At 47.6% G+C, this 22,471-nt stretch carries 24 protein-coding genes; 13 read left to right on the plus strand and 11 right to left on the minus strand.

The annotated features are described in order from the left end of the window. Positions 1–2: 2 nt before the first annotated feature. Complete coding sequence (locus TSUB_RS24100; protein WP_159064754.1) at positions 3–671, minus strand: recombinase family protein; 669 nt, start codon at positions 669–671, stop codon at positions 3–5. A 433-nt stretch (positions 672–1,104) separates the two neighbouring features. Between TSUB_RS24100 and TSUB_RS24105 the strand changes: the two genes are divergently transcribed. Then, positions 1,105–2,751, plus strand: a complete 1,647-nt coding sequence (locus TSUB_RS24105) for a methyl-accepting chemotaxis protein (protein WP_087016391.1) — start codon at positions 1,105–1,107, stop codon at positions 2,749–2,751. A 36-nt stretch (positions 2,752–2,787) separates the two neighbouring features. Here TSUB_RS24105 and TSUB_RS24110 read toward each other — a convergent pair whose 3' ends face one another. After that, positions 2,788–3,198, minus strand: a complete 411-nt coding sequence (locus TSUB_RS24110) for a DMT family transporter (protein ID WP_087016392.1) — start codon at positions 3,196–3,198, stop codon at positions 2,788–2,790. A gap of 6 nt (positions 3,199–3,204) precedes the next feature. Further along, on the minus strand, positions 3,205–3,672 hold the full coding sequence (locus TSUB_RS24115; RefSeq protein ID WP_087016393.1) for a DMT family transporter: 468 nt from the start codon (positions 3,670–3,672) through the stop codon (positions 3,205–3,207). Positions 3,673–3,769: 97 nt separating this feature from the next. On the opposite strand from TSUB_RS24115, the gene TSUB_RS24120 reads away from it, so the two are divergent. Next, a complete protein-coding gene (locus TSUB_RS24120; protein ID WP_087016394.1) occupies positions 3,770–4,681 on the plus strand; it encodes a LysR family transcriptional regulator in 912 nt (303 codons plus the stop codon). Positions 4,682–4,699: 18 nt separating this feature from the next. Here TSUB_RS24120 and TSUB_RS24125 read toward each other — a convergent pair whose 3' ends face one another. Beyond that, a complete protein-coding gene (locus TSUB_RS24125; protein WP_087016395.1) occupies positions 4,700–5,668 on the minus strand; it encodes an alpha/beta hydrolase in 969 nt (322 codons plus the stop codon). Positions 5,669–5,945: 277 nt separating this feature from the next. Here TSUB_RS24125 and TSUB_RS24130 point away from each other — a divergent pair, with 277 nt between their 5' ends. The 3 genes from TSUB_RS24130 to TSUB_RS24140 all read left to right on the plus strand — a co-directional run bounded on the left by TSUB_RS24130 (position 5,946) and on the right by TSUB_RS24140 (position 8,464). Continuing rightward, positions 5,946–6,464, plus strand: coding sequence for a TetR/AcrR family transcriptional regulator (locus TSUB_RS24130; protein ID WP_087016396.1), 519 nt, complete (start codon positions 5,946–5,948; stop codon positions 6,462–6,464). Continuing rightward, positions 6,464–7,519 (plus strand): alcohol dehydrogenase family protein, encoded by a 1,056-nt coding sequence (locus TSUB_RS24135; protein ID WP_087016397.1) that lies wholly within the window; start codon positions 6,464–6,466, stop codon positions 7,517–7,519. The genes TSUB_RS24130 and TSUB_RS24135 overlap by 1 nt, the downstream gene beginning before the upstream one ends. A 138-nt stretch (positions 7,520–7,657) precedes the next feature. Then, positions 7,658–8,464: a HEAT repeat domain-containing protein gene (locus TSUB_RS24140; protein WP_087016398.1), complete on the plus strand. Its 807-nt coding sequence runs from the start codon at positions 7,658–7,660 to the stop codon at positions 8,462–8,464. 5 nt (positions 8,465–8,469) lie between these two features. On the opposite strand, the gene TSUB_RS24145 is transcribed toward TSUB_RS24140, so the two are convergent. Then, positions 8,470–9,354 carry a LysR family transcriptional regulator gene (locus TSUB_RS24145; RefSeq protein ID WP_087016399.1) on the minus strand — a complete coding sequence of 295 codons (885 nt, stop codon included), beginning with the start codon at positions 9,352–9,354 and terminating at the stop codon, positions 8,470–8,472. Positions 9,355–9,539: 185 nt separating this feature from the next. Here TSUB_RS24145 and TSUB_RS24150 point away from each other — a divergent pair, with 185 nt between their 5' ends. After that, on the plus strand, positions 9,540–10,220 hold the full coding sequence (locus tag TSUB_RS24150; RefSeq protein WP_087026275.1) for an HAD family hydrolase: 681 nt from the start codon (positions 9,540–9,542) through the stop codon (positions 10,218–10,220). Positions 10,221–10,236: 16 nt separating this feature from the next. Beyond that, the gene (locus TSUB_RS24155; protein WP_087026278.1) at positions 10,237–10,830 is read left to right on the plus strand and encodes an HAD family hydrolase; all 594 of its coding nucleotides are present in this window, start codon (positions 10,237–10,239) and stop codon (positions 10,828–10,830) included. A 131-nt stretch (positions 10,831–10,961) separates the two neighbouring features. Here TSUB_RS24155 and TSUB_RS24160 read toward each other — a convergent pair whose 3' ends face one another. Beyond that, positions 10,962–12,005: an aldo/keto reductase gene (locus tag TSUB_RS24160; protein ID WP_087026282.1), complete on the minus strand. Its 1,044-nt coding sequence runs from the start codon at positions 12,003–12,005 to the stop codon at positions 10,962–10,964. Between the two features lie 96 nt (positions 12,006–12,101). Between TSUB_RS24160 and TSUB_RS24165 the strand changes: the two genes are divergently transcribed. Next, positions 12,102–12,917 (plus strand): LysR family transcriptional regulator, encoded by an 816-nt coding sequence (locus tag TSUB_RS24165; protein WP_087026285.1) that lies wholly within the window; start codon positions 12,102–12,104, stop codon positions 12,915–12,917. Positions 12,918–12,986: 69 nt separating this feature from the next. On the opposite strand, the gene trpS is transcribed toward TSUB_RS24165, so the two are convergent. Continuing rightward, on the minus strand, positions 12,987–14,009 hold the full coding sequence (trpS, locus tag TSUB_RS24170; protein WP_087026288.1) for a tryptophan--tRNA ligase: 1,023 nt from the start codon (positions 14,007–14,009) through the stop codon (positions 12,987–12,989). 638 nt (positions 14,010–14,647) lie between these two features. On the opposite strand from trpS, the gene TSUB_RS24175 reads away from it, so the two are divergent. After that, complete coding sequence (locus TSUB_RS24175) at positions 14,648–15,013, plus strand: hypothetical protein (RefSeq protein WP_087026291.1); 366 nt, start codon at positions 14,648–14,650, stop codon at positions 15,011–15,013. A 173-nt stretch (positions 15,014–15,186) separates the two neighbouring features. Here the strand turns inward: TSUB_RS24175 and TSUB_RS24180 are convergent, their stop codons facing one another. The 3 genes from TSUB_RS24180 to TSUB_RS24190 form a co-directional block, all read right to left on the minus strand. Further along, on the minus strand, positions 15,187–16,191 hold the full coding sequence (locus TSUB_RS24180; protein WP_087026294.1) for a Gfo/Idh/MocA family protein: 1,005 nt from the start codon (positions 16,189–16,191) through the stop codon (positions 15,187–15,189). A 190-nt stretch (positions 16,192–16,381) separates the two neighbouring features. After that, on the minus strand, positions 16,382–17,167 hold the full coding sequence (locus tag TSUB_RS24185; RefSeq protein WP_087026297.1) for a DUF4198 domain-containing protein: 786 nt from the start codon (positions 17,165–17,167) through the stop codon (positions 16,382–16,384). Positions 17,168–17,232: 65 nt separating this feature from the next. Continuing rightward, the gene (locus TSUB_RS24190) at positions 17,233–17,544 is read right to left on the minus strand and encodes a hypothetical protein (protein WP_087026300.1); all 312 of its coding nucleotides are present in this window, start codon (positions 17,542–17,544) and stop codon (positions 17,233–17,235) included. Between the two features lie 210 nt (positions 17,545–17,754). Here TSUB_RS24190 and TSUB_RS24195 point away from each other — a divergent pair, with 210 nt between their 5' ends. Genes TSUB_RS24195 through TSUB_RS24205 form a run of 3 tightly spaced genes read left to right on the plus strand, consistent with a single transcriptional unit; the run spans position 17,755 to position 20,764 of the window. Beyond that, positions 17,755–18,033, plus strand: a complete 279-nt coding sequence (locus TSUB_RS24195; protein ID WP_246616497.1) for a FeoA family protein — start codon at positions 17,755–17,757, stop codon at positions 18,031–18,033. Between the two features lies 1 nt (position 18,034). Beyond that, entirely contained in the window at positions 18,035–20,515 is a 2,481-nt protein-coding gene (gene feoB, locus TSUB_RS24200) for a ferrous iron transport protein B (RefSeq protein ID WP_087026303.1), read from the plus strand. Between the two features lie 15 nt (positions 20,516–20,530). Beyond that, positions 20,531–20,764, plus strand: a complete 234-nt coding sequence (locus TSUB_RS24205; RefSeq protein ID WP_087026306.1) for a FeoB-associated Cys-rich membrane protein — start codon at positions 20,531–20,533, stop codon at positions 20,762–20,764. 30 nt (positions 20,765–20,794) lie between these two features. Here TSUB_RS24205 and TSUB_RS24210 read toward each other — a convergent pair whose 3' ends face one another. Continuing rightward, positions 20,795–21,517, minus strand: coding sequence for a hypothetical protein (locus tag TSUB_RS24210; RefSeq protein WP_159065051.1), 723 nt, complete (start codon positions 21,515–21,517; stop codon positions 20,795–20,797). A gap of 334 nt (positions 21,518–21,851) precedes the next feature. On the opposite strand from TSUB_RS24210, the gene TSUB_RS24215 reads away from it, so the two are divergent. Continuing rightward, on the plus strand, positions 21,852–22,463 hold the full coding sequence (locus TSUB_RS24215; protein ID WP_087026312.1) for an HAD family hydrolase: 612 nt from the start codon (positions 21,852–21,854) through the stop codon (positions 22,461–22,463). Positions 22,464–22,471: the final 8 nt, after the last annotated feature.

Consider the following 22,471-nt stretch of genomic DNA (forward strand, 5'->3'; position numbering starts at 1 on the left):
AATTATTGTTCTTGTTCTGTCACTGGCAGAATAGTGTTCGGTTCACCCCGACCACGCATTTCACCCATTTTTCCGTCCGCGACGAGTTTCGCTTTAACACGCTTCACCGTAGAGACACTTGCCCCCGCTTCTTCTGCCGTCGCATGTAATGTGCAGCCACTTAGCAGTAGGGCTGCGATACGATGATGGCGGGCGGTATCTGGACGCCGACCTCGAAATCGCCGCTGCCACTCTTGTGGCCGTTGACGCAACGCTTCTCGACCAGCCTCAGCAAAGCCTAAACGGCGCTTGCGCTCAAAACTCGCCATACCCGCTAAGAGTGCGAGTTGAGCCACCGTACTGGGGTCATCCGCCTTTAGTACAATATCGTGATGAATGGTACGAACTTCCACCCCACGTGCAAGTAACACATTGAGATTGTTGAGCAAATCTTCTCCGTGCCCCCCGAGACAATCAATCCACCACACAATCAAACAGTCCCCAGCGGACAAACGATCCAGCAAGGGTTTCAGTACGGGTCGCTCTGCTGCGATAACATTTCCGCGTACACCGCGCTCAAACTCAATCTCAACCGTTGGGTATTGATGGCGTATTTCTTCTATATGCGCCTCAAGGGCATGGTTCATCGGCGATCGACGCACATAGCCAACATAGTTCGCAACAGTACTCATATGGATATCAACATGGCTCATTTAGTTGTTTAGCTCATAATAAGCTACTCAATAGCCCGTGTAAACGACAATAATTCCTATTCTTAATCGGAGTTTTTCAAAAGAACCCATCACAGGCTAGAGCCAATCGCAAGGCATTACCCTGGGCAATGTTTAACATCACAACCATAAGCAATGACTGTAATAATAAGAGGCAAAAGTGTTACATGCCTCGACAGAATTCCATTTGATAACAAATAATTAAGCTTTGTGTGATTAAGAAAAAAATAATTCGTTCGATAGATGGGAATATACCTTTACAACTTGAAGGTGTACTTGCTCTTCATGCCTCCACCAAGCGGCTAGTTTGCCGAGTAGGGAAGAAAGCAACACCCATTTTCCGCATAAGACGCGGCATTTATCCAAGCAGACAGATATAGCAAGGATTTGAATTATGAACTGGTTCCATCGCACTTCACTCAAATACAAACTCTCTTTCCCCATCGCATTTGTGGCGATGCTTTTCATTGTGCTGGTCTCGCAAATTTTTAGTGTCTATAACCAACAACGAGACGCTAATATTTTGTTGAGTGAGAAAGTTCAGCCAGTCCTCAATGATCTTGATGGCGCGTATCGCGATATGTACCAGATCATGAATGCAGGGATGGGAATTGCGCTCACTTCCGCCGACGACACAGCCACCATTCAACGCCATACAGAGAACTACAAAGACGAAGCCTCAAAAGTAGGAGACCGCATCTCCTCAGTCCATCAGCTCATCGATGTTGGCTTCTTGCCATCACAAAGTCGAAGCAAGGTTGATACCTTACTGAACAACTACAATCAATGGCAGCTTCACTACAAAACCATGGTCGATGCGCCAACCCAAGCCCTCGAGTACTACCGAAATTATGGTTTAAAGGCTGAAGACGAGTTTGAAGCCATTCGATCCCAGTTGAAAGCAGTCCAAGGCGAGATTGAAGCTAAGCAACTTGAAACACTTCATAACGTCCACGACCATGCCAAACGCACCAATCAGATTTTAATCTTTGGCATGATTGCTATTGTGCTTTTCTCTGCTGCGATTATTTATACTACCCACCGCTTCATCACCCGGCCTATTACTAAGCTGACCGATGCGATGAAACAAGTCGCTAGCCGTGGCGGCGATCTCTCACAGCGGATGCAAGTCAACAGCAGCGATGAAATTGGCGAACTGGCCGAAGCATTTAATACCTTCATCAGTAAGATTCACTTCACCTTAGAAAAAGTGGTCGCGACAACCCACCAAGTGAAAAATGAAGCCACCGAACTGACCTCATTCACTCGCCAATTAGTGGGCACAAGTAACGCGCAACAAGCGCAATACCAACAGCTATCTGAAGCGGCGAATGAACTCACCAGCATGGCAGACAGTGTGAGTCACCATGCCGCAGATGCGGAAGCAGCTACTCAAGAAATCAGCCAACAATCTCAGCAAGTCGATGCTAGCTTGAACAATACGAAGCAATCCGTGTTGCAACTTGCCAGTGACATTGATAGCTCTTCACAACTGGTTCAAACGCTTGAAACCAGTGTCGGCGAAATCGATTCTATTCTTGATGTGATCCAAGGTATTGCTGAGCAAACCAACTTGCTCGCCCTGAATGCCGCCATTGAGGCTGCACGCGCCGGAGAGCAAGGACGTGGTTTTGCGGTTGTATCAGACGAGGTTCGCTCACTCGCGACGAAAACCCAGTCGAGCACCACCGAAATCCAGAACATGATCGAAAAACTAAAGAAACTCGCCAATCAAACCGTGCAAGCGATGCAGGCCAATACCCTATCTGGCGGGGATACCGTCGAGCACACAGAGAATACTCACACCTCTCTTGAAGGTATGAATCAAGCATTAGAAACCATCAATGAAATGAACAGCCATATGGCCACCGCCTCTGCACAACAACAGCATGTGAGCTCAGAGCTGCTCTCGGGCATTCAGAAGATTGTAAATGATAGCGAAGCGACCCTGAGCAGTGTGCAGCATGCACGTCAAGCGTGCGACAGTCTCGCTAACCAAAGCCAAGCGTTAGATGAACTCGTCTCGCAGTTTAAGGTTTAAATCTAAAAATGAGCCCACAACATGGTGGGCTCAACCTCATGACGATTCATTCGCTCTTATCCAAGCGCCCAGCACAATCAACCCCACCCCCAGCAATTGCAGCAAGATGTGATCATCAGTTCCATCCAAGAGAAGACTGGTGAGCATCTGCCCACTGATGACTAAAGTTACCGTCTGAGTCGCCCCTAGCCGCACCATGACAAAACTGTTTAGCGCAACATACAGTGCACCGATGGCGCCACCAATATAAAGCGCAAAAGAAACCGCACCAAGATCCGGTATTGAAACGCCAGTAAACACAACAAGGGAAAGTAGACCAAATCCGACAAAATGATTCACCAACGACGCTTTAAAAACGCCGGTATAGAGACTTAGCTGTCCATTTAAAATACGACTTGATGCAATACAGCAGCCGTTGAGCAACGCGAGTAAAACAAACAACGCCATGCGACTTCACCTCGCGTAAATCAATATTGCCGCACCCAAGATGACCAGAAACAGCGCGGTCACTTGAGAGAACGAGATCTGCTGTTTCGCTATCCCAAACCAGCCTCTTTGCTCACTGACTAAGGTAAACACCATCTGGGCGGCCAACCCCAATACCAAGGTACCAGACAAGCCAAGTGCACTGTTCACCGTTATCGCCGCCAACATGACCGTCATGGCGCCGGGTATTCCTCCTAAATAACAAAGCAATGGAACGCGACGTTCTGCCCTCGCTGGAAGCACAGTGTCAGATCGCTTCACTAACCTGATGCCGGCCAATAATCCCCAAGCCGTGATGCCGCCTATACCATGTGCCAACCACGACGCATGGAGTGCGCTCGTTTGCGCGGCTAATTGACTATTAATAAAAATCATCAGCGCAAGCAGGCCACCACCTAACAACGCTAGCATCTCAAACCCTTTCGTTCTCAACATGTTCTTCCCGCTCTTTATGAAATACCGCCACTTTAATTGATACACAAAAAGATGATAATCTTGCATTTCGAAAAACATTGATGAGTAAAAGTAAACAATGAAGACTGATTTCGCCGCTATTCCCGTCTTTGTCGCTGTGATTGAATGCGGCAGCTTCTCTGCTGCGGCGACGCGCCTTAACATGACAAAATCGGCCGTTAGCAAACGTATCTCGGTGCTAGAGGATAGCTTGGGTGTAAGGCTGTTCCACCGCACCACACGCAAGCTTTCTCTCACCGAGGCTGGGGAAAAGTTCTCGGACTCAGCTCGAACAGCTCTGCTCATCGCCGAAGAGGGCTTTGCGACACTCAGTGAGTATCAAGGCACACCTAAAGGCACAGTGAAAATAAACGCGCCCATGTCTTTTTCTCGCCTTCACATCACGCCCTATATTCCTGAATTTCTGACCCAATACCCTGAACTGAATGTCGTCCTTAATATGGATGACAACATTGTAAGCATGACGAAAGGTGGGTTTGACCTTGGTATTCGCATTGGCGCTTTGCAAGACTCTTCACTCATTGCAAGAAAGATTCTCGATTGCCCATCTGTACTCTGTGCCGCGCCGAGATACCTAGAACAGTATGGAGTACCGTTGACGCCGGCTGAGTTAACCTCTCATAACTGTATTTACTACAGCCTGTTTCAAGCTGGCACAGAGTGGACTTTCTATCGCCAAGGGGAAACACACAAAGTCACCCCAAAAGGCAATTTTGTCGTGAACAATAGTGAGGCAATCGCAGAGGTGCTCACACAAGGCTTAGGCATCGGCCAAATGCCGTTATTTATTGTTGCAGACGCTGTTCATTCTGGCGCATTAACCGTATTGCTGACCGACTACCAATTGCCTGAACATGCAATCTATGCCATTTATCCGGAACGAAAACACCTCCCCGAGAAGGTGAAGGTATTTATTGAGTTCATCAGCAAGAAACTGAGGGCGAAATGGTCACCACTTCCCCCTCAATAGTGTGGCGAGATGTGTGGCTTACTCAGCGAAAGCGTCACTGAAAAAAGTGACAATATGTTCGGCTTGCGTTGGCCCTAATCCATGACTGCCTTCATGATCGTGTAGCGTCACGTCCACCTCATTCGCTGTTAGCACTTCAGCCATGTACCGTGTACCTTCCGGAATCCACTTGAACCGATCATAACCACCATATTCGAGATGAATCGCCGCCAGTTTTTGAGGTTGCTTTAAGTATTCGGCAACCTTGCCTTCAACGTTACCAAAGCCTTGTTCCCAGCGTTCACGGACCTGCTGTGACTCACCATCCCACACTTGCCAAGGGTCGCCTTCGGCGTTGAGATCGGGAGCAAAGGTTGCCGCATAACCATCGAGAAAATTAAACCAACCACTGCGTTTCCATTGTGCAAAGGCTTTATCTAAGCCATTGCTGTCAAACAGCCCAGGGCTAAGGGAGAAGAGATATTGAAACTTATCGGGATGACGAAATGCGATGTTGAGTGCCGCATATCCCCCCATTGAGAAGCCAATAATGCCGCGGTGCGTGTTATCTGAATATGTCCGATAGTGACTATCGATATAGTTGAGCACGTCTTCGGTAACAAAGTCTTCCCAATGCCCGGTAATGGGTGAGTTATAGAAAAAACTACCTCCAAACCGATTCCGACCATTGATCCCGACAACGATCATCTCTACCGCCTGCTTATTGGCAATTTTCTTGTCCAAAAAGTTGTCAGCAAAGGTTTTCGCTTCATTCACCGAGCCACCATAACCATGTAGATAGTAAACGACTGGATACCGCTGCTCAGAGGTATGGTATGACGGCGGCAGATAGAGATAGATCTCCTGCTGGAGGTCATTCTCTACCACGCTATTTGCTAGTGATGGCGCGTCAATTTTTAAATGAATTTGACGCGCCTCGGTAGCGACAGCAAAGCCACTCAATAGCGCAAAAAGTAGCCCCAATACAGGTAATAGCTTTCGGTACATTTAATTCCCTTCCCTTAATGATTTTTCCATCGGCAACATTGATGGTGAAGCTATGAGCATTCTCATCACCTTATTCAATTGTTGCGTCATCACCTGCCTGAAAATGCGCAGATAAGGAAGAAAAGCACAGAAAAAGGAGATCCTGCGAGCAGCCTTAAGAGGTGAATGCAAACTGTGGACGCATTACATTGGCAAAGTGAAAAAGAATATCGTTGACAGAAGTAGAACGAACACTCTACCCTAATATAGAACAATCATTCTACCTACAGAGAAATGTATGCTGAAAGAGCAAATTGCTGCCGACCTAGAAGTCGCTTTTGCCCAATATGGGTTTGCAGAACCAAGTGTGTCGCAGCTTAAAACAGCGTGTAAGGTCAGTTTGCGTACCCTTTACAAGCATTACCCATCAAAGGAAGAGATGATCGTGGGTGCACTTAACCACCGTCATCAACGCTACTTAGCGTTCTTGGCCCATCAGTGCCCACAAGATGGGCTAGAGGCGATACTGCATATCTTTGACCAACTCGCGGTATGGATGGCGGAAGCGGCACCCAATGGCTGCATGTCAATGAATGCATTGGCCGCATTTCCTGATAATCCACTTGTGCGAGAAGCTGTGGCGAGCCACAAGTTAGCCGTTCGTGACTTTTTAGCTCAAAGGTATCCTCATCGTGACGACGAGAATACCTTGTTCGTCTTGCATGAAGGCATTTCGAATAGTTGGCCTATTATTGGGCAAGCCGCTGTAGACGCTGCCAAAAACACCCTTATTCGATTGCAAGAGGAAAACCGATAATGTCTGCTCTACCTTCCACAATGAAAGGCGTTCAACTGATTGGCCATGGTGGGCTGGACAGGCTCGAATTTCGCGAAGACCTGCCGATACCCACACTGGGCGAAAACGATGTGCTTATTCGTGTCGCAGCGGCAGGGGTTAATAACACCGATCTCAACACCCGCATTGGCTGGTATTCCAAAGGCGACAATGATGCTGAGGACGCAAGCTGGTCCGGTGATGCCCTTACTTTTCCACGCATTCAAGGTGCCGATGTCTGTGGCCATATTGTTGCCGTGGGCAGTGCCGTTTCCGATTCACGTCTTGGTGAGCGAGTGCTGATTGAGCCTTGCTTAACTCTCGCCAACGATAACCCTCTGACAACACCTTGGTATTTTGGATCGGAGTGTGATGGCGGCTTTGCTGAGTACACTCGCGTCGCTGCACAACATGCCTTCAAGATTGAATCCTCGTTAAGCGACATCCAGTTAGCCTCCTTTCCTTGCTCCTATTCAACGGCCGAAAACATGCTAACCCGTGCCAATGTTAGCCAAAGTGATACGGTATTGATCACTGGGGCATCGGGCGGAGTTGGCTCTGCGGCCATACAGCTCGCCAAAGCCAGAGGGGCGAACATTATTGCTGTCACCAGCCCAAGCAAAGCCGCACTGATCCAAGATATTGGTGCTGATAAGGTGGTTTTTCGTGATGAAAACGTGATCGAAGCACTCGGTAAAAACAGTGTGGATGTCGTGATTGATCTCGTTGCTGGCCCGCAATGGCCCGAGCTATTGGAAGTCATGAAGCCCAAAGGACGCTATGCCGTTTCAGGTGCTATCGGTGGGCCGCTTGTCGAGCTGGATGTCCGTACTCTCTATTTGAAAGATCTCAGCTTTTTTGGCTGTACCGTACTCGAACCGCAGGTCTTCGCGCAGCTCATTCAACGGATAGAACGTGGTGATATCGCCCCGCTTGTCGCCGAGACGTTTCCCCTCAAAGACATTTGCGCGGCGCAAACCCGCTTTGCTGAAAAACAACATGTAGGCAAGATCGTGTTAACCGTCACCGACAGTTAAGCGCAGTCACGTTTCACAATAATGGAATCTCTCCCATACTTTAAACCAGCCCGGCATCTGCCGGGCTTTTCTTTCACCCACATTTAGGTCTTTATACCCAAGTCTGTCCCATGTCTAAAATCGAAAGCGAGTGTTGATATGACAAAGCAAGCTAAATCGAGTGCAGAAATTGTCGCGGCCGCCCGCGCTGAGCTCGACGAAGACAAGTATTGGGCACTGATTGCCGAGCTTCATCAACGCGGTTCTGACATCGAGTTTGACTTAGCATCTCGTCTTCTAGAATCAGCCGAACCACAAGCGCGTCGTATAGGGGCTGATATACTTGGGCAACTTGGCTGGTCAACGAAACGCTTTCAGACAGAATCAGTCCAGCGCCTAATTGATGTGCTTTCCGATACGGATGATAAGGTGGTCGCCTCTGCCGCCTTCGCATTAGGGCATCGGCAAGTCGAAAAAGCCGTCAAACATCTCATCCAACACGTCGATCACCCCAATTCTTATGTGCGTCACGGCGTCGTGTTAGGGCTCAGCCATTCCCAAAGTGCCACAGCCTCAAAGGCACTTATTAAGTTAAGTCAAGACTCAAACACGGAAGTAAAAAGCTGGGCCACCTTTGCGCTTGCCACGCAATCTAACGTCGATTCAATCGCGGTTAGAGAAGCATTGCTAGCAAATACCATTGACGACGATCCGGAAGTGTGTGGCGAAGCCATGATTGGACTTGCTAAGCGCAAGGATCCAAGGGTTAAAAAGGTTATCAGCAAAGCGCTCTGCGGCCCATTTTATGGTGATTGGGCAGTCGAAGCCGCAGCGCTATTCGCCGACACGGCATTTGTTCCTCTCCTAGAGCAACTGTATGAGCGTGAAGCAGAACAGATAGAACCGCGCTTTCTAGAGCATATTACCGACGCGATCAACCTGTGCCGAGTTCCCCAAAAGCCATAAGTCGCTCACTCAGCCTGCTTACTATCAACACCGGAGACAAAATCGACAAAGTGGTCAACCACGCGGCTATCGGTCGCTTCATTCCAAATGACCCCAACATCCCAGCTCGCATGAGCACCGCTCAGGGGCACTAAGCGCACACAGTCTCGACAGATCTCTTTCGAACTGGCAGGAAGAATTGTGTACCCCAACTTCGAAGAGACCAAGGCAACCAACGTCAGAATGTCATCTGCTTCTTGTGCAACCTCAGGTGATTGATTTTGAGCAAACAAATAGCGAGAGATTTGCTGATGCAGCCCTTTGCCACGCTCAGGGTTAATCTGTATAAAGTCGAGTTTGGTTAAACTTTCCCATAGATGCTTTTCATCCACTTCTGCTTCACGATGTACCGCAACCACGAGATGGTCAGTAAAGAGTTTCCTTGTTTTTAAAGGCGAGCTAGCTTGATCTAAACGATTGAAACTGACATTAAGTTCACCCTCTTTCAACTTCACCATCTGCACAGAAGAAGGCATATCATTCAAACGGATATGTACCTCGGGAAACACTTTTTTAAACTGGGCAATATACTCTGGCGCGCGCAAATAGGTTGAGATACCAAAGCCGATATTCAGACTCCCTGAATAGCCATTAGCAAGATGTGTCGCTAAGCTTTCAAAGTGAGTGTAAGACCTCAAAATCTTCTCTGCTTCAGGGATGAGCATTTGCCCAGCTTGGGTTAATTTAGCGCCATGCCGCCCTCTTTCAAAAAGGGTGACACCCAAGGTCTCTTCAAGCTTAAGGATCTTTTTCGTTAACGCTGATTGGGTAAGGCATAAATGGTCTGCCGCCACTCGATAATTCCCATCGCTCGCTAACTGACAAAAAGCGCTAATTGCACTCTTATCCATTCCATTTACTCATTGAAATTAGAATTTTAATCATTATACGGAATGTAAAATTCTGGTTAAAGTGCCTCTTATCCTCAAGCCAGCTTCAATCTATACAGACGATATGGACTGATGCCCACTGCATCACACTCAACACCTGCGAACACCCAGTTTAACTAGCAGGTTGCAAAGAGAAGGGTTAAACCATGAAAAGACGTTCATCGAAAGGCACACAAAGCGAGAGGCCGTCCATGTTCAATAATGTGCAAGCCGTTATGTTCGACATGGATGGTACGTTAATTCACTCCAAGTCCGTGATTGAAGAAGCATGGCGAATAGGGGCGCTGGCTATTGGGCGTAAAATTTCCCCTGAAGAGATGGAGGCGCATGTCCATGGCCGTAACGCCGACTATACCTTTCGCTACTTTTTTGGCCATCTCTCTTCGACAGAGTTGGCGGAGATTAAGACCATAGTCAATGACTATGAAGCGACCTCACGCCCAGCGCTCATTGATGGGGCCAAGTGTTTTTTAACTCAACTCAAACAAAGCAACATCAAAATCGGATTAGTGACCGGAAGCTGGCAGGCACGCGTCGCGTTTGTGTTAGCGTTGCATGGTTTAGACGAGTACTTCGATATCATCATCACTCGCGAGAATGTGAGCCAAGGTAAACCCAACCCGGAAGGCTTTCTTCAATGTGCGCGACAACTCAACGTGCCCATCACGCAATGTTTGATTTTTGAAGACTCTCAAAGCGGGGTGCAATCTGCGATTGCAAGTGGCGCTGAATGTGTTGTTATTAGCCAGCCCAATGACGAAAAGATAGATGAAACACTACCGCATGTTCGTGACTTTACCGGCTACCTAAACGGAAAAACTGACTGAAATAAAAGGAAAGAAGATGACTAAGTACGTAATTTTTGATTTAGGTGGTGTCGTTGTTGAACTCGGTAAACACCCTATTCCACCGCAATGGCTAGACGCCGAGAAAAGTTTTAGTTTTAAAGATTGGTTTCAGTCAGACATTGCGCTTTCTTTCGAACGTGGACTCACCTCTCCCGACGCGTTTGCATCCGCCCTCAAAGCAACTCTGGGGCTTAACGTCGACAATAGCGATGTGCTAGCACAGTTCACCCAATGGCCCGTAGGCCTGTTTCCGTCCATGCCATCACTTCTCACATCGTTGAAGCAAGACTATACCCTCGTCGCCTTCACCAACACCAACTCACTGCATTACCCGAGATTAATCGATGAGTTCAAACTCGAAACGTACTTTGATCATATCTTTGCTTCGCACTTGATGCACCTCGCCAAACCCGATCTCGCAGCGTTTGAACATGTGTTGCAAGCACTTGGCACAACAGCCGATCAAGTCATATTTATCGACGACAATATCGCCAATATTCAAACAGCCAGAAATATGGGGATCCATGCGCTCCATGCCAGTGGGGAAGCCGCGGTTACCTTAGCACTCAAACAAGCAGGAGTTTTCTAACCATTAAGCGAGGACTCAAACAACATTTAAACGCAAGAGAATGAGACTCGCCTTCAAAGACCTGTTGGCGAGCCTAGTGCGCGATTTAATCCAGTCACTTAAAACCTGAAAAAAGTTGTAACAGCGCTCGCTTAAGCCTCTTCCAATGCTTGTAAATCCGGCTCATGAAGCTTGATCTGCAAAGCGCTAAAGTTCTCGCGCAGTTGTTCAACCTTGCTTGCCGAAATCAGCGGCAATGCAGAGGGTTGTCGTTGACACATCCAAGCAAGCACAATGACATTTTCGCTCACACCATATTTATCGGCTACTCGAGATAACACCTCAAGGCGACGTTCATTCCCAGTATTTTCATAAACGTGTTTACGCCAGTAATTCTCTCTGCGATCTTGTCGCGTATAATAGCCGCCCAGTAACGGTGAATAGGCCACTAAGCTAACTGCCGTTTCATGTTGAAGCATATTTTCAAGATCGCGGGTAACATAATCGCACACCCCAAAGTCGGATCGTTTCTTTGGATTCAAGTAAGTTAAATGCTGCTGGATCGCGCAAAATGGTGTAAATCCATGCTGCTTGGCAATCATTTGCGCTTCCTTAAATCGCCATGACATAAAATTGGAGCAGGCGATTGCCTTGGTTTTCCCTTGTTTGACTAAGTCATCCAAGGTTTTCATTATCTGAAACAAATCCTGACTACGATCATCGAAGTGAACATAATAGAGATCGACATAATCAATACCCATATTATTTAGGCTTCGTTCAATGCCTTCATAAATCGTTTCCGGCGCCAGCCCCTCCATATTTGAATGTGGATGCTCATCAATGATGTCGCTATTTTTTGGGCGACAACCACACTTAGTCGCAATAATCACATCCTGTCGGTTGTTGCGGCTGGCTAACCATTTCCCGATCACGCGTTCGCTAGCATCGGGATAGCCATTTTCGACCCAATACGCATAACAGTTAGCGGTATCTAAAAAGTTTCCTCCTAAGGCTAAATACTCATCAAGTAGGCGAAAGCTCTGTGTTTCACTGACACTTGAACCCAATAACATGGTCCCAAACCCTAATGGGCTTACCTTGATACCGGTGTTACCCAGTTCAACGCTAAGATCCTTAATCGTTGGCTTTGCTGTAATCGCGGTACCAAAGCCAACAGTACCCAACCCAATTTCCATAATCGTGATCCTTCAGCAATGAAATAACCTTTCTTTATTTTCCAGCTTACAAGACAATAAGGCGTCATCAATGAAATATAATGAAATGGTCTTTTCATGAATGAAATGAACTTGGATTGGAATGATCTACAGCTTTTCCTCGCGGTCGCGAGAGAAGGCGGATTGTCAGCCGCGGCAAAAACAACACAACGCAGCCCCGCGACACTCGGACGTAGAATGCTAGCTTTAGAAAGAAGCTTAGGTAAAGCACTGTTTATCCGCCATGATCGCGGATATGAGTTACTCACCGACGGGAAAAAACTGTTCGACCAGTTAACCGAAGTTGAGTCTCATCTTGGTACTTTACTTCCACGTAGTCCCGAGCAAAAAAAGCCACTCGTCAAAATTTCTGCTGGTACATGGACAACCTTACACCTGATTAAAAACATCAAGCAGTTGTCAGAAACGTTTGATAGCACCTTAATCCGGTTTATTTCGACTGAGCATATTCTTGATATCACTCACCGTGAAACCGTAATTGGTATTCGCAATCGTCGCCCAACTGACCAGAATCTTGTGTGCCGACGATTACACAGTGTTGAATTTGCCCCTTATGCCACTGTCGACGCACCCCAAAAATGGATCAAAGTGTTGTCTGATACGCCAATTGCTCGTTGGTTAGATCGTTTTGTAGAAAACGACGCTATTTGTGAAGTCAGCACGCCACGCAATAGTTTAGATCTTGCGCTTGAGCATCAAGGTATCGCCTTACTACCCACGTTTATCGGCGACAACCAACCCACCTTAGTTCGTGTCGGCAACATCATTGACGAATTAGGACATGATCAATGGCTCGTCACCCACCATGAAGATCGATACTTACCGGAAGTGAGAATGTTGATTAACCGCTTGGGAGATATGTTGCAAGATTAGTCGCATGCGATCAGTCTGTTTCTGGCGTTTATTCTCAAACTACACCTGAAACAGACCAAACGCATTACTTCATAAAATGTTTAACCCGAAGACAGCCTTAACACTGTGAAGCACTGTCTCCGTTTTCTCTCTTGATATCTGGCTACCTTTGCGAAGTATGTCCACCAATTGGGCTTTATCATTTAAGTAGTCGGCTCGCCGCGCTCTTATCGGCTGGAGCAATTCTTGCAGACATTCTTCCAATATCTTCTTCGTCTTGCCATCGCCTAACCCGCCGCGCTGATAATGTGCTTTCAACTCATCGACATAGCCTTTATCTGGATGAAAAGCATCGAGATAGGTAAAAACAACGTTACCTTCAACCCGGCCCGGATCTTCTACCCGCAGATGGTAAGGGTCGGTATACATGGATTTCACTGCAGCACTGATTTCCCTCTCCGATGCGCCTAGATTGATCGTATTCCCCATCGTTTTCGACATCTTGTTTTTGCCGTCAGTACTCGGCAAACGCGGTGCATTACTCAACAATGGTCGGCATTCTGTTAAAATCGCTTCACCCGCCAACCCGTTGAGCTTTCTAACGATTTCATTTGTCTGCTCAATCATGGGCAGTTGATCATCCCCCACTGGCACCAGTGTGGCGTGAAACGCCGATATGTCCGCCGCTTGTGAAATGGGATAAGTCATAAAGCCAACAGGAATGGACCGTTCAAAACCTTTGCTTTGAATTTCACTTTTCACCGTGGGGTTGCGCTCTAGGCGGCTCATTGTCACCAAATTGCTGTAGAACATAGTGAGTTCAGCTAAAGCAGGCAGTTGAGACTGCAAACAGATTGTCGTCTTATCGGGGTCTATCCCTACAGCAAGGTAGTCTGCGACGACATTGAGAATGTTCGACGCGACTTTGGATGGTTGGTGAGCATTGTCTGTTAGCCCCTGCATATCCGCGACCAAGATGGTTTGCTGATTGGCATGCTGTAACTCCACTCGCTGTTTAAGCGATCCAACATAATGACCGAGATGCAAAGGGCCCGTGGCACGATCGCCTGTCAGTATGATGTCTGAGCGGTTGGGTGTGTGTTGTAACGTCATGGGTAATCTCCGAGTTAGATAAAATGCTACTGGAGATAAAAAAGCGATGACAATCTTAGCTACCTTCCAGCAGCTAAAGAATGTAAGAATTCAGTGCCGCTCTACAGAGAGCGCCACCAACAGAAGAATGCAGTAAGCGATGAAATAATGATCATATACTCAAGCCACCTTAAGATGCTTGTTCAGCGAGAATGTCTAGGTTTGCCATCGAGGCACTGCTTTGAAGGTCTAGTGGACTAAATCAAAAAGCAGTAACGAAGGTGGCGAGCCTAGAAAACTCGCCCTTCGGGAAGCAACTAGCGCCCCGATTTCTGCGTTAAATGTGTTCGAAAGGGGAAAGCCATTCCTTCACACCTTTGCCTTGAACTCGAACCGCTAGTCTGCTTCTGAATCCTGCATCTTAAGGTGGCTTGAGTATAATATTTAAGCTAACAAGAATTATTATTTAACTCAATGAATTAGCATCACTAATTTTTCAATACATACAGTTCCTCGTGACCAATATCACATTCGTTCAATTTATGTTCAGCTCCCATTGATAAGATGAATGCATCAAACAGAGATGAGGCCAACAACAAGGCCAAACATCCTAAAAATGGCAATCACGCCACTCAAACGGTTTAGTCGGAGAATTGAATATGAAAAAAGTAATCGCAACTACTATGATGGCTTTCGGTCTTTTTGCAGCTGGCGCACAAGCGAGCTACACACTTGAAGAGACCCAGATGTTTGCAGGTTCTGATAACTTCCACGCACAGGTTGAACAGCACCGTGCGCTGCAAGGCACAAACCATACAGGTGCTGAATCAGTTAGCCTATTCAGTGCCGAAGAAGTGCGCCAGTTTGCGACATCAGGCAACTTCCACCAGCATGTGGCTGCACAGCGAGCACATCAGGGTGAAAGCAATGAAGCAAGCCTTGCGGGCGCATTCAATATCGAAGAAACACGCCAATGCGGCACTGCCAGCGACGTACATCGCTGTGTAGGTAATTTGACTAGCTAAGCAAAGGCTCATGAATAACAAAGAAGGCGCGGAAAGCGCCTTCTTGCTATTTTAACTTTAAATTTTAAGCAGCAACACGCTCGATGAAATGGGTGTTCTTTTGACTATTCCGTTTACCCTTTTATCGTTTACGCCACTGCAACGTGGCGTTTTTTCTCCATACAAAAACAGACCTACTCTCCCGGGTAACGCAATTGCCATTGTGCGCGCAGCTCGTCCATTATCGCCATCACCGCTAACGTTTGTTGGTGAGGGACTCGCGGGCTTTCCTTGTATTGATTGCGCAAACAGTCATGGACATGTTCCGCTTCCAATACGTAAGCACTGCCTTGAAATCCAACTTCAAGTACTTTAATGATCTGCCCAACTTGGTCTCTAACAATCAATTGTTTAGGGCCAAAACTAAAGTCCGGGATCTCAATCATGCCTTTATCGCCAAGCACCGTCGCTTGGCATGGGATGTAGTGACCAACGCTGCTTGATACGGTCGCAACCAAACCATTGGCATACCGTAAGATGGCTGTAGATTGCATATCTACACCTGTTGGCGCAAGTTCAACTTCACTGACAATACTCTCGGGTTTGATCGCATTACTGCCCATCGTTTGGGCAATCATCTGGACAAACGTCAGCGGATAAATACCGACATCGAGCAACGCGCCGCCCGCTAATGCCGGATTAAATACCCGACTCTCCCAATCACGAGGCGCATTAAAGCCCATGCCCGCTTGCACACTCTTCACCTCACCAATAATGCCTTCAAGGATCAAAGTCATCATCGAGTGAATGGCCGGAAACATTGGAATCATCATGGCTTCCATAAAGAAAGTGCCACGCGCTTTAGCCAGCGCAACCAGCGCCAGTGATTGCTGGTAGTTTACGGTGAGTGGTTTTTCGCAAAGTACCGCGATCCCTTGCTCCAAGCAGGTCTGCGCGAATGTGTAGTGATGGGTATGCGGTGTCGCTATATATACAACGTTTACGCCACTCTGCTCAAAGAAGTGATCGACGTTATCGAATGCATGGGGAATATCGAAACTGAAAGCGAACTGATCCGCTTTTGCCTGAGAGGTCGCTAAAACGGCACCGATTTCAACATCGGATATCGTATTCAGCGCACCAGCAAACTGATGAGCAATATTACCTGTGCCTATGATGCCCCAACGAATCTTATCCATAATCACCTTTCTCTGATCTACGTCGATCACCAGATTAACGCAATTGACTGTAAGGTAATGTTAGATTAAATGATGGAGCGCACAAAAACGCGTTCTCACATCCTTGTGAAAACGCGCGTTCGGGGCAGAGCCCTATTGGTCACACGGTCAGAGGGAAACGCATCAGACTCCGTGTAATCTGATTTTTATATTAAAGATCAATCACATCGATCCAAAGAACGGCATCTTGAGAGAGTTCCTTACCTTCATGCTCAGTATCTGGACCCGAGCCTAGGCAAGCAAAGCCCCATTGGCCCGCAGTAGGAATACCAAACGTGAACATCCCATTGTCATCGGTGATCGCCACTAACGCCGATGCCGGTGGCTCACGGAAGTTATCTTTCGAGAACGCATTGGCCGCTTGATCGACCTTAGTATTGATAAACTCAATCTCACACTCTACACCTGCAGCTGGCTTGCCTTCAGACAAAAGCTGACCGGTGAAGGTGCTACCTGCCAAGATTTGGTATGGCTTGTTCTTTGGCACAATTTCAGTTTTCAAACCGAGTGGCTGATCCCAACCAGTAGGTAGACCAGCCTTGTTGATCACTCGCTTAGTGATCTGCTGGATATAGATATCTTCGCCCTTCTCATAGTAAGGAGCAGGTGTGAGCGCAAAGACGTAGTCGCCATTACGCTGAATCTTGTGTGACACTTGGTATGCTGCGGCTTGATTATCTGGCCCCGTCCAAGTCACGGCTTTCAGCGCCGGAATCAAATCAGTACGCTTACCTTTGAAATCAACAAAAAAAGCTTCCGGCTGACCCATGTCCATCACGTGACCGTTGTCCATTGGGTGGCCAAATACCAATTTCATATCCACGGTCGTGGGTTTATCAACCATCGCCTCAGGTGTATGAAGTAATTGAAAATGTGCAAAAGAAGAAGCAGAAACAGCCAGAGCCGCCGCACCGACAGAGAGCGCCAATTTGTTCATTATGTACATCCTATGTTGTAGTGTGCCGAGCGACCTAAGGTCAGAGTTGCCGCTCGGGGCAAAGGTTATTCGACGATGTCTGAGCCCGGAATCTCAATCAAGTGGCCAGGCCCTGCATTAAATTGCACTTTGTAGTCACCTTCCGGCTTTTGGAAAGTGTACTCACCAGCTTCATCCATCTTACCTGTCAGCACTGTGTTACCAGCGCCATCGACGACTGACATTTCAACACCCGCTGCGGATGAACCATCAGAAAAACCACCTTCACACAGTACTTCGCCATCACCGAGGTCATAGCAAGAGCAAAGTGGCGTATGGGCAAACGCGGCAGCAGGAATCAAGGCCGCCAACAAAACGGGAAGAGCGTGCTTTTTCATCACAAGTCCTTTTTCATTTAGATCGGGAAAGGGTTAAAGCAGCACTTAATAAGAGCATCATTGCCTAACCCAAGCTCGTTTTTGAGGACATCATGCTAATGGGGTACGAATAATAAACACAAGGGAAAACCATTCTCATTTGCAGTTCGATTGATATAGATCAACAGAGACTCATTCTCATTATTTATGAATTGATCAACATGGATGAGAATGATTAACATCATTAACGTGTCTCCCCTCTCTGTGTTGAATATCATGAAATGCACTCTTTCTACGCTTAAACCAGGCGAAATTGCGACTATCTCACGGCATCTTGCTGAAGGGCCGGTTCGGCAACGACTACTTGACCTCGGTTTTATGCCCCAAAGTTCCATTGAAATGGTCCGTTATGCGCCCCTTGGCGACCCCATTGAAGTTCGCATTGGACGCAATCATGTTCTCCTCAGAAAGACAGAAGCAAACACAGTGATAGTGAAACGGAACGCGTAATATGTACGAGCAGAAAATCTTGTTAGCTGGGCAGCAAAATGCCGGAAAGTCCACGTTATTCAATCGACTGACTGGCGCTCGGCAGCATGTTGCGAATTACCCCGGAGTGACCGTGGATAAGAAAGTCGGCGTGTTAAGCCATCAAGGCAAACGCTTTCAACTTGTCGACCTCCCCGGCACCTATAGCCTAACTAGCTTTTCACTTGAAGAACGGGTCGCGCGTAAAGCCCTTCGCGAAGAGCGCGCTGATACCGTGCTCAATATCTTGGATGCGGCTAACCTCAGCCGATCGATGCATCTGACCTTGCAACTGATTGAAATGGGACAGCCGTTAGTCATTGCGCTTAACATGATGGATGTCGCGGCGAAACAGGGCACCCATATTGATGTTGAGAAGTTACAAACCACGTTAGATCTGCCCGTCACCGCCTGCATAGGTCGGACAGGGAAAGGGGTGGACAACGTAGCCAACAGCCTGAATACATCCCGTCAAAGCCGCTTTCTATTGCGGTATCCAGATATCGAAACACACATCCGTGCGACCGAAGCACTTCTTACACAGATACCGTCACTGGGGAACAAGGCTGACGCTTACTCACGCTGGTTAGCGCTTCGCCTGCTAGAAAATGACCAAGAGCTGCTAGACAGTGTCGACGCTGAATGTGAAGCCGCTTGGCGCGCATCCCTTGCACAAATACAAAACAAAGCAGAAGCTGAATTAGAGCAAAGCGTTAGCGACTATATTATTGCTTGCCGTCACCAAGCAGTAATGCACATCCTTGAGACCTGTGTCACCGAGCAAAATAAGACCGCAACTGCCACCCTTTCGCAAAAAATAGATCGTTTGGTGCTCAACCGCTACTGTGCACCACTGTGTTTGCTGGCAACGGTATTTTTTATCTATCAATGCTCCATCGTCTGGGGTTATGAACTCACCAACTATACTTGGCCCTATTTAGCCAGTTTGCGAGAGATCGTCGCCGCCTTATTACCCGAGGCCGGTTTTCTCCATGATCCTTACTTGCGTTCGTTGGGACTCTGGGTAATCGACTCTGCCAACACCCTGTTAAATTATGTCCCTATCTTTCTGATTCTCTTTGCGTTGATTGCCATTCTCGAAGACTCCGGCTACATGGCACGTATCGCTTTTATCGCAGATAAAGTCTTAAGCAAATTTGGGCTACATGGACAAAGTACGCTGCCGCTCATACTCAGTGGCGTGTTTGCGGGTGGCTGCGCCGTACCCGGCATCATGGCAACCAAAGGCATCCCGGATAATCGGGCGCGCATGGCAACGATCTTTACCGTGCCCTTTATGAACTGCTTAGCAAAAGTGCCGCTTTACACCTTGCTGCTCGGGATCTTCTTTGACAAAAACAAGGCATTGATGATGTTCTATATCTCGACCATCACCATCATTGCCGCGCTATTGGTAGCGAAGCTACTCACCAACACCGTACTGAAGAAGAGCGAAACCGCCCCTTTTGTGATGGAGCTACCTCGTTATCACCTTCCGACTCTGCGCAGCGTCGCCACTCGCGCCATCGAGCGAACATGGACCTATGTGCGCAAAGTGGGCACCATCGTGGTTGCCGTCTCCGTCGTGATCTTCGTCCTACTCCAGTTTCCTGGCGTTCCCGAAGATCAACAGGCGCAATACCAACAACAAGCCGAGCAAGCCGTCGCCATCTTCCAAAAATCGGTTGTCGGCACTGACTATGAAGCGGTACTCACACAAGAACGTTTGCCCCAACTCATCAACTTATACACCGATTACAAACGCGCGAAGCTCAACGCCCAAGGAGCCGAGACATCAAAAGCCGTCAATGCCACCTTTGCTGCACGCGACCCAGAGTTGTTTCAGTTTGTCGCGCCGCCACGTGGCGACAAGGTGTTAAAAAGCATTCATCGCGCCTTGAGAAAGTTAGCGCGAACCCGAAAGCAAATTCGCTTAGAGATGAAAGAGCAACAACTCGAAAACTCGATGCTTGGCAGCTTTGGCCGCGCGATTGAGCCCATCAGTCAATATGCGGGGTTCGACTGGAAAATCAATGTTGCCTTACTGTCCTCCTTTGCTGCACGGGAAAGCAGCGTCGCAACGCTCGGGGTGTTGTTTCAACAAGATGACGAAAGCAATGAGAAACTAGAGCAACGCATTGGCGGCTCTGAAGAGTTTAGTGCGAAAGGCGAGTTATCCGCCGTCGCATTGATTTTATTCTTCGCACTTTACCCGCCTTGTTTAGCGACTGTCATGATGATCCGTGTCCAAACGGGCCAATATCGCTGGATGCTACTCGCGATAGCACTGCCATCGGTGATCGGTTTTGGCGTCGCGACGCTGGTCTTTAGTCTCGGCACCTATTTCAGTTTATCTGGCGTGCAAGCCATGAGTGGGGCCTATTTCACCGCGCTCATTCTGCTGCTTTATCTTGGTTTTAAGCGCTCAAAACCCTTGCACAAGCCGGAGGCGCTTACCACTTAACGGAAGGAGTTGAGTATGTACGAAGCCCAACAACATTGGAGTGAGTTTGTCATCGTTGCTGCCATCATCGCGGCAGCGCTTGGCTATCTCTACTGGAAACTCGTTAAGAAACGCGGCCAGTGCGGAAGTTGTGGCAACTGCAAAGGAAACAGCGATTGCCACTCAAAAAAAACGCAAGAGCCCCACCCAAGCACTGAGCAGTCCATCGATGTGATTGAATTCGACCCCAACAAAAAAGCGCAGCCTTAAGCTGCGCTGTTTCGATACCTTTCATCCAGACTATGCTGGTTCTGGGTTGGCCTCTACGGCACCATTACGCTTTTTCATCACAAGACGTATGCCCACCCATACAGCAGTCACAAGCGCGGCAATAAGCCCGATGGCGATCGGATACACAGTGAAAGGGTTATCGACCACAGTTTGGCACTGCATAAATAGCAGACTTTCGCGCGCATCACTCACGTAGCAATTGCGTAAGAACAATTGCAATGAGGAGAATAAGCTAATGAAAGAGACAACAAGGGTATTGCGAGCCCATATCGCGAAGCGATGCTGCTTTGCTGTCTGCTCACGCTTATCACTCATCAACTCACTTAAGCCACCGAGTACAGCCATCATAATACCCACCAGAATATCGATCCCTTCTACTGAGCGATGCCCTGATAGCCATGCTGCAATCACCAACATTGGCCATGCACCAGATAGGGTGTGCACGCCAAAGCGACAGGCATTCGCTGCAAACTCAGTCAGCTTACCTAGCATGGAAACAGCGCGCTTGTTTGAAGAGAGCCAAATACTCGACTGCACCTTCATCAAAAACTGAAACAAGATAATCAAGCCGATGATCGAAGGGAAAATGACCGCTAAATGCTCAGAGTACTGCGCCTGCCAAAATTGATTAAGCACTTCATTTGGAAACAACGCAATGAGCCCACCTATGGGTAACGCGGCAACTAAGGTGTAAAACGGAACCTTAAACCCTGTTCTAAATTGTTTAAACATCTGTGATACCCCCAACTGTGCTTGCTTTACTATCGCTAAAAACAAGCGATAACCTTGAGACTAACCTATTAAAATTATTGCAATTGTACCGCATTCATTTATTGACATACACGCAACGAAATCAATTAATCGACCACTTTTGGGTTATTCTCAAATCATCTAGACATCACCTAGTCTACCTTCATACTGCTGTCCGTTTGCTGACCATCAGCGCTACACATTTACATTCATTAAAAAACGCAACCATACCCTCTTTGGCAATCTTACAATTTCCTTATTGTTTCTTACCTAAGTTGGTGAGAGCCTGACTAAATTCATAAAAAAAGGGAATATCATGAAAGAGATAAAGAACATCGTCTTTGATATCGGCAATGTTTTCGTGCGCTGGGCGCCAGCAGAAATCGTGCGTTTGGCTTTTGGGTCACGTTTTGATCCTGAAACGACAGCAGCGCGTTGGTTTCAAAGCGAGATCTGGATTGAACTCAACAAAGGCCGCTTCAGTGAAGAAGAAGCCAAACAACGTTTTGAACAAACGTTTGACTTGAGCCGTGACGACGTTGATCGCCTTTTTTACTATATTCATGAGTCTCAAATCGCTATCTATGGCACCCGGGATCTCCTCAATCGCTTGAAAGCGAAAGACTACAAAGTCTACGCTCTTACTGACAATGTGCATGAAATTGTCGCCTTTCTAAAATCGCGCTATTTATTCTGGCCGCTCTTTGATGGCGCTATCGTTTCAGCTGAAGTGAACTGCCTTAAACCGGGTGCGGAAATATTCCAGCATTTACTCAGTCAGTATGATCTTGACCCTGCGGAATGTGTCTTTATTGATGATGTTCAAGCCAATGTTGATGGCGCAAAATCCGTCGGTATGAAAGGTATTCAATTTACGCAAGCCCACTTATGCGAGGAGGAACTGCTCGCCTTAGGGGTAACGCTCTAAGGTAGCGG

This window comes from Thaumasiovibrio subtropicus, from assembly GCF_019703835.1.
Taxonomy (GTDB): domain Bacteria; phylum Pseudomonadota; class Gammaproteobacteria; order Enterobacterales; family Vibrionaceae; genus Thaumasiovibrio; species Thaumasiovibrio subtropicus.